1 protein-coding gene is annotated in these 207 nt (G+C 56.0%); it reads left to right on the top strand.

All coding sequences use genetic code 11. The features are described 5' to 3' along the window. Positions 1-2 precede the first annotated feature (2 nt). A partial coding sequence (locus LKK83_RS17915; protein WP_442957329.1) for a tetratricopeptide repeat protein occupies positions 3-207 on the top strand: 205 nt, incomplete at its 3' end.

Here is a 207-nt window from a genome sequence, read left to right as displayed (position 1 = left end):
ATATCGAGGAGGCCATTCGCTGCACCCAAGCCGCCTTAGAAGTGTACACCCGCAGCGCCTTTCCCTATGAGTGGGCAACGACTCAAAATAACTTGGCGATTGCCTACAATAACCGCATCCGGGGAGAGCAAGCCGACAATATCGAGGAGGCCATTCGCTGCACCCAAGCCGCCTTAGAAGTGTACACCCGCAGCGCCTTTCCCTATG

The organism is Phormidium sp. CCY1219 (genome assembly GCF_035615515.1).
In the GTDB taxonomy this organism is placed as follows: Bacteria; Cyanobacteriota; Cyanobacteriia; order Cyanobacteriales; family Laspinemataceae; genus CCY1219.
Note: the sequence above shows the minus strand (reverse complement) of the source record. Positions and strands in the feature narration are given on the sequence as shown.